This is a genomic window from Mycobacterium sp., assembly GCF_052144515.1.
Classification (GTDB): Bacteria; Actinomycetota; Actinomycetes; order Mycobacteriales; family Mycobacteriaceae; genus Mycobacterium.
In genome coordinates this window covers 1-2840 of sequence record NZ_JBKQQD010000324.1, presented here as the reverse complement: position 1 = coordinate 2840, position 2840 = coordinate 1, and the positions used below count along the sequence as shown (strand labels likewise).

At 62.2% G+C, this 2840-nt stretch carries 3 protein-coding genes; 1 reads left to right on the top strand and 2 read right to left on the bottom strand.

Going from position 1 to position 2840, the window contains the following annotated elements; genetic code table 11:
- A partial coding sequence (locus tag ACLP9N_RS21720) for a cytochrome P450 (protein WP_442409342.1) occupies positions 1–1129 on the bottom strand: 1129 nt, incomplete at its 3' end.
- Positions 1130–1259: 130 nt separating this feature from the next.
- Positions 1260–2354: a homogentisate 1,2-dioxygenase gene (locus ACLP9N_RS21715; RefSeq protein ID WP_442409343.1), complete on the bottom strand. Its 1095-nt coding sequence runs from the start codon at positions 2352–2354 to the stop codon at positions 1260–1262.
- Positions 2355–2532: 178 nt separating this feature from the next.
- Here ACLP9N_RS21715 and ACLP9N_RS21710 point away from each other — a divergent pair.
- A partial coding sequence (locus ACLP9N_RS21710) for a CoA transferase (RefSeq protein ID WP_442409341.1) occupies positions 2533–2840 on the top strand: 308 nt, incomplete at its 3' end.

Sequence of the window (2840 nt, the reverse complement as noted above, 5' to 3'; positions counted from 1 at the left end):
GGTCGGCCGGATCTCCGTCGAATTTCAGGTTGGTGATACGGGCCAGCAGCTCTTCGAATGCGATCGTGATCTCGACTCTCGCCAAGTGCATGCCTACGCAGCGGTGGATGCCAAGACCAAAGCCTGCGTTGCCGCCGCGCGGTGGCTCGAACTGCAGCTGGTCGGCGTTGGGAAACTTCTCTTCGTCGCGGTTGGCCGAGTCGAAACGCACCAAGACCCGGTCCCCCTTGTGCATCGGGCAGCCGCCGACTTCAGTGTCGCGGGTGACCGTACGGCCGAATGTGGCCACCGGGGATGCGTGCCGGATGAACTCGTCCATGTCGTTGCGCACCCACCGCGGATCTCGCACGCGGGCTTCAAGTTCAGGCTGCAGGGCCATGTTCATGGCGATGGTGCCGATCGCCGAACGAGTGGTGTCCAGCCCGCCGAGGAACAGCACGCAGATGGCGCCGAGCGCTTGCTGCGGGTCCAGCGGCTTGCCGTCAACAGTGCCGGTGACGAGGGAGCGCAGGATGCCTTCTTCCTCCGGCGGATTCTCGGTGGCCGCAGCCAGATATTCAGCGGCGAGCATTCCGAGGTTCATGAAGGCTTCTTCGGTGCCGTCTTCGGTGACAGCGAAGACGACCTCGTTGGCCCGCTCCATCTTTGCCATGTCAGTCTCCTTGAAGACCACGGACGCCAGCACCCGGGACACGAATGGTCCGGCGAACTCACCGAGGAGTTCAACCGTCCCCTTGTCGACGAACCCGTCGACGAGCTCGCGGGCAATACTGCGCATCTCGCCCTCGAACGTCAGCGAGTACTTGCGCGACAAGTACGGGTTGAGCAGCTTGCGAAATCCAGTGTGCAGCGGAGGATCCGAGTCCAGCGGGCCCAGACCGATCGGGGTGGGTGCGGGTGAACCTCCCTGCGATGAGAACGTTTCCGGATCCTCGAGAACTTTGCGAACATCGGCGTACCGCGTGACCATCCACATTGGACCGGTGAGTTCGGTCTCGGTGCGGACTACCGGGCAGTGCTCGCGGGCGTAGGCGAAAGCGTCGTACTTCCAGTTCTCGTGTTCGGAGTCGAACAGGTCGAAAGTGGGGAGCAACGCAGCGAGGTTGCGATCAACAGCGGAAGAGGTCATCGAGATGGCTCCGAATCAAGGGCAAACGGCACTCAAACGGTGTTAGGTATTTAATTGGCCAGCATGCCATATGAAGTGGGTCACGTCCAACACGTGATGTGACCTGCGCCGAGGGTTAGTGCCGGCGTCATCAGCCCACCACGGCAGGGTCCAGCTTGAGCGGCCGAGCTGCCTCGACCATGATGATTTCCCATTCGATTCGGGGGTGTTCGTCCCATTCGCGACGAGACTTGATGCGAGCACGGTCGGGGAAGCCGTGGTGGATGCCCTGCGGATCGTGGCTGACCAAGCCGGATTTAAGCGGACGTCCCAGCGATTTTCCGCCGTGGATCAACGCGATCTCGTCGTAGTCGGCATTGCGGTGAAACCACGGAATGCGCTCGACGCCCTCGACCGACTCAAACGGGCGCGGCAGCAGGTTGATGATGTTGATGCCGTCGGCGACCAGAAAGCAATGCATCGACGGCGGCAGGTGCAGGCTGTCGGACATGATCACGTTCCAGTCACCGATGTTGAACGCAAACGGAAAATAGTCCCCCTTCCACCCCTGCACGTCGCACGGGTGATGGTCGACGTAGATCGACGAGTACTCGTTGTCGTACTTGACTCTGATCTCGCATTCGTCCCTATCAGAGAGCATGGCGGCGGGCTCGGGCACACGGATCACGTCGGGATCGAACGGGGCGTGACGGCCCAGTCCCACATAGGTAGGCGCCCGCAGCTCACCAACCGTCTCGATACCGAACAACATGGTCTCGCCACCGTCGACCACGAAACGGTGGGTGATGGCCTTGGGGATGACGACGTAATCGCCTTGGCCGTAACTGATTGGGCCGAATTCCGTCTCGACCGTCCCCGATCCGCGGTGGACGAACCAGCACTCGTCGCCGTCGACGTTGCGGCGGTAGAACGGCATCGGCTCGGCTCGCCGTGACAACCAGATGGTGGCGTCGGCGTTGTAGTACAGGCGTTGTGCGTTTCCGCGCGAATCGGTCAGATCCTCTGGCTTGATGTCACCAAGCATCACGCTGGTCGACCGGAACCGGCCCTCGGTGCGGAAGACCGTCGGGTCACTGGAGCGGTACAACACCGCCTCGCGGCCGTCGAAGCCCCGCCGCGTGAGTTCATCGTCCTTGAGGAGTTCGCCGTTGGTGCCAGCGCCGGGCAGATCGCGGTGGGCCTGCCTGCTCGTCTTGCCCTTGCTGAGCTGGATCAAGGTACGCATGGTCATTGCGTCAGCATATGGCATCGTCAAGTATTTGACGATCATTATTTGGTTTAGGCAGACGGTCGGACGGCCGACCGAATAACTCCCCTCGAGAGATGCTGTTCGGCGCTGCGCGCGACCACGCATACGGGCGACGGCGTCGTCACAAACAAACTTTGTTTGGTATCTTGACCGAGTGGTCGAGCTTCCGCCACCGGGCATCGCACGAACCGGTGTGCCGCCGTTGACCGGCGTGCGCGTGCTGGACCTGAGCGCATTGGGCCCCGGCCCTTTCTGTTCGATGCTGCTTGCCGATTTCGGAGCAGACGTGGTGGCGGTCGAGCGGCCGGCGACCCCGCATCCTTTCGATCCGGCCAGGTCCCTCTCGCGGGGCAAACGCTCTGCCGTGGTGGATATGCGCGCGCCGCGCGGCCCAGAAGTTATTGCCCGACTTGCCAATACCGCCGATGTCCTGCTGGAGAGCAATCGTCCCGGCACCATGGA

Bases quoted from the DNA above. Each gene is read 5' to 3' on its own strand.
- ACLP9N_RS21715 (WP_442409343.1), bottom strand. From the start codon at position 2,354: ATGCGTACCTTGATCCAGCTCAGCAAGGGCAAGACGAGCAGGCAGGCC.